General features: G+C 46.3%; 7 protein-coding genes. 5 read left to right on the top strand and 2 right to left on the bottom strand.

The window, feature by feature from the left end; genetic code table 11:
- Positions 1-49 precede the first annotated feature (49 nt).
- Entirely contained in the window at positions 50-1,486 is a 1,437-nt protein-coding gene (locus Q1M25_RS07500) for an MBOAT family protein (RefSeq protein ID WP_300483515.1), read from the bottom strand.
- Between the two features lie 46 nt (positions 1,487-1,532).
- Positions 1,533-2,171 carry a DedA family protein gene (locus Q1M25_RS07495; RefSeq protein ID WP_070592086.1) on the bottom strand — a complete coding sequence of 213 codons (639 nt, stop codon included), beginning with the start codon at positions 2,169-2,171 and terminating at the stop codon, positions 1,533-1,535.
- A gap of 230 nt (positions 2,172-2,401) precedes the next feature.
- Between Q1M25_RS07495 and hda the strand changes: the two genes are divergently transcribed.
- The 5 genes from hda to Q1M25_RS07470 all read left to right on the top strand — a co-directional run bounded on the left by hda (position 2,402) and on the right by Q1M25_RS07470 (position 5,770).
- On the top strand, positions 2,402-3,070 hold the full coding sequence (hda, locus tag Q1M25_RS07490; protein ID WP_300483511.1) for a DnaA regulatory inactivator Hda: 669 nt from the start codon (positions 2,402-2,404) through the stop codon (positions 3,068-3,070).
- Positions 3,067-3,735 carry an HAD family hydrolase gene (locus Q1M25_RS07485; RefSeq protein WP_300483508.1) on the top strand — a complete coding sequence of 223 codons (669 nt, stop codon included), beginning with the start codon at positions 3,067-3,069 and terminating at the stop codon, positions 3,733-3,735. Before hda ends, Q1M25_RS07485 begins: the two co-directional genes overlap by 4 nt.
- 59 nt (positions 3,736-3,794) lie before the next feature.
- Positions 3,795-4,109 (top strand): TonB family protein, encoded by a 315-nt coding sequence (locus Q1M25_RS07480; protein ID WP_300483505.1) that lies wholly within the window; start codon positions 3,795-3,797, stop codon positions 4,107-4,109.
- A gap of 19 nt (positions 4,110-4,128) precedes the next feature.
- On the top strand, positions 4,129-4,728 hold the full coding sequence (locus Q1M25_RS07475) for a uracil-DNA glycosylase (protein ID WP_107723092.1): 600 nt from the start codon (positions 4,129-4,131) through the stop codon (positions 4,726-4,728).
- A gap of 256 nt (positions 4,729-4,984) precedes the next feature.
- Positions 4,985-5,770, top strand: a complete 786-nt coding sequence (locus Q1M25_RS07470; RefSeq protein ID WP_070459975.1) for an endonuclease/exonuclease/phosphatase family protein — start codon at positions 4,985-4,987, stop codon at positions 5,768-5,770.
- Positions 5,771-5,916 lie beyond the last annotated feature (146 nt).

Here is a 5,916-nt window from a genome sequence, read left to right as displayed (position 1 = left end):
GAGCAGAATCGAAACAAACAGGGAGATAAAGCGTTTCATGTTCTGCTCCTTAGAAATTGGCGTAAATAAAGCCGGGAATGCCGGACGGGGCGAAGACGATAATCAGGGCGAGGATCAGCGTGATGGGGATAAACCACAGCCATGCAGGCAGTTTGTCCAAGCCTTTTACCGATGCTTCAAATAAGCGAAGCAAATACGGGTACAGCAAAAGCATCATCGCAAATGTACCCAGCAACATGAGGTCGGTCGGCAGAGGCGTGTTCCAGCCTTTATCATTGGCAAATAATGCGCTGAACAGCATTTCCGTATCGGCAAGCGTTGCGCTGTTGAACACGACAAAAGCGAAACAAACGAAATGGAAGGTAAACAGCCAGGCAAGCGGTTTGCCGATTTTCAGACGGCCTAAGGCATTGCGGCCGACGATTTTATCGCCGCAGTTAAGGAACACCAACGCCGCACCGTGCAGCGCACCCCAAATCAAAAAGCTCCAGCCGTAGCCATGCCAAATGCCGGAAAGCAACATGGCAATCATCAGATTGAGCTGGGTGCGTCCGAAGCCTTTTTTGCTGCCGCCCAAAGGGATATAGATATAGTCGCGAATCCAAGTGGACAGGCTGATGTGCCATCTGTCCCAGAAGTCGCGGATGTTGACGGCGCGAAGCGGCGCGGCAAAGTTTTTCGGCAGCTGGAAGCCGAGCAGCATGGCCAAACCGATGACCAAATCCGAGTAGCCGGAAAAGTCGAAAAAGAGTTGGAAGGTGTAGCCATAAATCGCAGACAATACGCCCCAGCCGTCGAACTGGGCCGGATTTTCAAAAACAGGCGATACCCAGCCTTCCGCCAATACGCCGGCAAGCCACCACTTTTTGGCAATGCCCAACACAATCAGGCCGACTGCCAAAGCCGGATAAATCAGCTGTCGTGCCTGTTTGGTGCGGATTTGCGCCAATGCCCCCGCTTGTTCGCCGTCTATGCTTTTAAAAGCGGCCGCACGGATAATCGGGCCGGATGTGATGGTGGGGAAGAAGCTCAGATGCAGTAGGAGCTCGTGCCATTCAAAACGGTCTCCTTTGGGCTCGCGGTAGCAATACACCAAGTAAGCCAGTGATTGGAAAGTGTAATAAGACAAGCCCAGAGGCAAAAGGATGTCGATGACGGCGCTTTGCCCTGTATATTGCTGAATAATCGGGCGGAAAAAGTCGAAGTATTTGAAGAAACACAAAACAGTCAATGCCGCCGAAATACCGCAGCCCAGCCAAAATTTGCGGATATTCTCGTTTTCAGAAAACATCAGCACGCTGACCAGGTAAACCACAGACGAGTAAACCAAAATCAGCGCGGCAAAGATAGGGTCGATACGGTAAAGCCAGCCCAGCCCGGCAACCAAAAGTAAAACGTTTTGAACTTGCGGAAAACGTGCAAATGCCCAGTACAACGGCAAAAATATGATAAAGAATACCGCAAATTCAATAGACAGCAACGGCATGACAATTCCTTGATGTGTTTAAACTTTCAAACTTTTCGATTGATTGTTATTTTTTGGCGTTAAGTTTGGCACGGATGACTTCGACTACCGCAGGTAAAATCGAAATCACGATGATTGCCGCCATGACTAAGCCCAGATTGTTTTTTACGACGGGGATATTGGCGAAGAAGTAGCCTGCATAGGAAAACGACAATACCCACAACACCGCGCCGATAATGTTGTAACGGATAAACGTGCCATAGTGCATATCGCCCATACCGGCGACAAATGGCGCAAACGTCCGCACAATTGGCACAAAGCGCGCAATGATAATGGTTTTACCGCCGTGTTTTTCATAGAACGCATGGGTTTTTTCCAAATACGAACGGCGGAAAATTTTGGAATCAGGATTGGCAAACAGTTTTTGTCCAAAATACTTGCCGATCATAAAGTTGGCCGCATCGCCTAAAATGGCGGCTGCTAAGAGCAGCAATACCATGACGTGGATATTCATGCCGCCGATGGCCGCAATACCACCGGCGGCAAACAGCAGCGAGTCGCCGGGTAAAAATGGCGTTACGACCAAACCGGTTTCGCAGAAAATCACAACAAACAAAATCGCGTAAATCCACGGGCCGTATTGGGCGGAAAGGTGGACAAGGTGTTGGTCGATATGGAGGATGAAATCAATAAGGGTAGAAATCACTAAGGTTCCCCAAATAAAAAGGCCGTCTGAAAAAGAACAGACAAATGTTTCGGCGAGAAGTTCGACATTGTAAAACCAAAGCGGAATAAAACCAATGCCGTAAGCGCGTCAAGATATGTTTAGAAGTGCAGATATGTTGCAGGTATAGGCTTCAGACGGCCTTTATCCTTGATGGTGGACGGCAAAACAACGTAAAATAAAACCGATTTCAACCTAACCGGTGCGCCTTTGTGAACCAGCTCATCTTCGATTTTGCTAGCCATGATTATCCCGGCTTCGACAAATTTCTGGGAACAGAAAATGCCGAGCTGGTTTATGTGTTGCAGCACAAACATGGGCAATTTATCTATGTTTGGGGCGAAGAGGGCGCAGGCAAAAGCCATCTCTTGCAGGCATGGGTTGCCCAGGCGCTTGATGCCGGACAAAATGCCCTCTATATTGATGCCGCCGCCACGCCGCTGACAGAAGCCGCGTTGGATGCGGAATATCTTGCCATTGACCAAATCGAAAAGCTTAATAATGAAGAACAGGCTTTACTGTTTGCCATCTTCAACCGCTTCCGCAACAGCGGCAAAGGCTTTTTGCTTTTGAGTTCCGAATATACGCCGCAACAGCTCGTTATCCGTGAAGACCTGCGCACACGCATGGCATATTGCTTGGTTTACGAAGTCAAACCGTTGACCGACCAAGAAAAAATCGATGCGCTTGTCAGCATGGCGGCCGCCCGTCAGGTAACCATCGATCCGGAAATCTTCGAATACCTGCTGAACCATTGGCGGCGCGATATGGACAGCCTGATGCAAATGCTCGATACCCTCGACAACTACGCCGTTATGATGGGCAAGCGCATTACTTTGCCGCTTTTGCGCCAGCTTTTAAAACAACAGGAAACCCAATGAAAAACCTTGCCATTTTCGACCTCGACAATACCTTGATCAATACCGATTCGGATCACTCTTGGCCGCAATACCTGATTAAAAAAGGCATAGTCGATGCGGCTGAAACCGAGGCTCAAAATGAAAAGTTCTACCAAGACTATCAAAACGGTTGCCTTGATATTGATGCCTTCCTCAAATTCCATCTCGCTCCTTTGGCACGTTTCAGCAAGGAAGAATTGGCTGAGTTTCATCGCGAGTTTATGGCCGAATATATTGTTCCGTATATTTCCCCGATGCAGCGTATGCTGGTGCAAAGCCATCAAATGGCGGGCGACGAAATGTTGGTTATTTCTTCGACCAACGAATTCATCATTACCCCAATCTGCCATCTTTTTGGTATTCACAACATTATCGGCACACAGCTTGAAACCGGCGAAGACGGCCGATATACCGGCAACTATGTCGGTACGCCCAGCCTGAAAGAAGGCAAAATTACCCGATTGAACCAATGGCTTGCCGAGCGAGGCGAGACCTTTGAAAGCTACGGCAAGGTTTATTTTTACAGCGACTCCAAAAACGATTTGCCGTTGTTGCGTATCGTGAACGAACCTGTCGCCGTCAATCCGGATGCCGAGCTGGAAAAAGAAGCCAAAGCAAAAGGTTGGCCGATTTTGAATTTCAAATAACGACGAATCAGGCCGTCTGAAATATTTAACCTAACCACAACCCTAATAAGGAATAAAACATGAAAACGACTAAACTCCTCGCCTCAGCCCTGTTGTTTGCCGCTGTATTCGGTACCGCACAAGTAGCCGATACCGAAACTCTGGAAGCCATGAAAGCACAAAACGGCAGCGTTAAAACCGTTTTGATGGATGTCTTCACAACTCCTGCTGGCAATGTTGACCGCGTGAATATCATTCAATCCAGCGGCAATCCTGAAATGGACGAACGCGCAGTGAAAAGCGTTTCCAAATATCCTTATCCGAAACGCAAAACCGCATCTAAATATCAGCACGCCGTTACTTTTGAAACCAATGTTGAAGTAATCAACAACTGACTTGGAATGGAGACATTAGATGTTATCTGAAGAAAAGGAGGATCTTATTGAAGGGTTAATTGATGAAATTAAAAATATGCGTGGTGATCCCTTAGAATATACGGGTAACAAGCTTGTTATCAGTCGTGGAAATTCAAAAGCAAAGTTGTTAATTATCGGTGAAGCTCCTGGACCAATAGAAAACGAAGAGGGAGAACCTTTTAGAGGTCCTGCTGGTATTCTGCTAGACGAGATGTTGGAGAGTGAGAAATTTAAACTAGACCAGGATATATATATTATTAACGCGGTGTTTCGCATGCCACCAGGTAAAAATGGAAAAAAGTTCGGTCGGCCAAGTACTAAAGTGATTGAATATTACCGCCCGTATATTTTGAAGTTCATTAGACTGATAGAACCAAAGATAATAGTTTTGCTTGGTAATTCTGCATGCAAATCAGTATTGGATAAAGTTGGAATTACTAAGTTGAGAGGTGAGTGGAAATGTGAGAAAGATATTTGCCATTTTATTATGCCGACCTATCATCCTTCGTATGTGCGGATGAAAAAGAATCAATATCTGAATCTGGTAAAAAATGATATCAAAATGATTCGCAAGAAGTTTGATGAACCTACTATGTAAAAGAGTCTAATGCAAGTTATACTGTTTTTGTAGTTCATATTGCTTGATAATGATTGGTTGTAGTCGAATAAATATTGGTTGTTATTAAATTGAATGATGAGATAATGTGGAGTACACTTCTATTTGGAAGGCGTTTTGATTGGGAAATTCCCTGTCAAAACGCCGTTTTATTCTTTAAACAAGTATAACCAAAATTGCCGTAAAACCACACGCTCCGGTGTTATACTGAAACAAATAAACCGCTTCATCACACATCATGTCTCCCCGTCCAGTTACCATTACTTCCTACAATATGCACAAAGGCATGTCTGCGCTCAACCGCAAAGTGCAGGTCAACCGCATGGCTGACGCGCTGGGTGCATTGGGTTCGGACGTTTTGTTTTTACAAGAAGTCCAAGGACAACATCTCAACAGAAGCCGCCGTACCGACTTTCCCGATGCGCCGCATTACGACATCATCGGCGACAGCCTCGATTATCATCGCAGCTACGGCAAAAATGCCGTCTATCCCAAACGACACCACGGCAACGCCATTCTCAGCCGCCTACCGCTGAAAACGGAAAACAACCTCAACATCAGCGTCAATAAACTCGAACAGCGCGGCCTGTTGCATTGCGAGGTCGTGCCCGAAGGTTGGGAAGATCCGCTGGTGTGTTTGTGCGTCCACCTCAATCTGCGCGAGCCGGACCGCCTTAAACAATACCGCGCCATCAGCGATTACGTTGGCCGATATATTCGTCCGGAAAGCCCGTTGATTATCGCTGGCGATTTCAATGACTGGCGGCAGAAATCAGCGCATGAATTGGGCAGGGCATTAGATTTGAACGAAGTATTTGTCGATAATACAGGCAAACGCCCCAAAACCTTCCCTTCGCGCCTGCCCATCCTCAGCCTCGACCGCATTTACACGCGCAATCTTGATGTCATCGATTCTGAAATTCACAACAGTAAAGACTGGCAACATTTGTCAGATCATCTGCCATTGAGTGTAACGGTTAGGCCGCATCGTAAAATGAATATGAAATCCGATAGAAAAATGTAAGGCTGAAATCTTTTTTAAAGCAAAGCACTATTGGCAATGTATCGAAAGAAAAAGTTTTTTCTCTCAGATATTTGAGACAAAAAGAGGCCGTCTGAAAAGTTTCAGACGGCCTGTTTAAGTTTATAAAAAAGCCCAAACCTTTTTAT

It is taken from the genome of uncultured Neisseria sp., assembly GCF_951230505.1.
Classification (GTDB): Bacteria; Pseudomonadota; Gammaproteobacteria; order Burkholderiales; family Neisseriaceae; genus Neisseria.
The sequence above is the reverse complement of the archived record's forward strand: the minus strand, read 5'-3'. Positions and strand labels throughout refer to the sequence as shown.

Coding starts and splice junctions, on each gene's coding strand:
- Q1M25_RS07470 (WP_070459975.1), top strand. CDS start 4,985: ATGTCTCCCCGTCCAGTTACCATTACTTCCTACAATATGCACAAAGGC.
- Q1M25_RS07475 (WP_107723092.1), top strand. CDS start 4,129: ATGTTATCTGAAGAAAAGGAGGATCTTATTGAAGGGTTAATTGATGAA.
- Q1M25_RS07485 (WP_300483508.1), top strand. CDS start 3,067: ATGAAAAACCTTGCCATTTTCGACCTCGACAATACCTTGATCAATACC.
- Q1M25_RS07480 (WP_300483505.1), top strand. CDS start 3,795: ATGAAAACGACTAAACTCCTCGCCTCAGCCCTGTTGTTTGCCGCTGTA.
- Q1M25_RS07500 (WP_300483515.1), bottom strand. CDS start 1,486: ATGCCGTTGCTGTCTATTGAATTTGCGGTATTCTTTATCATATTTTTG.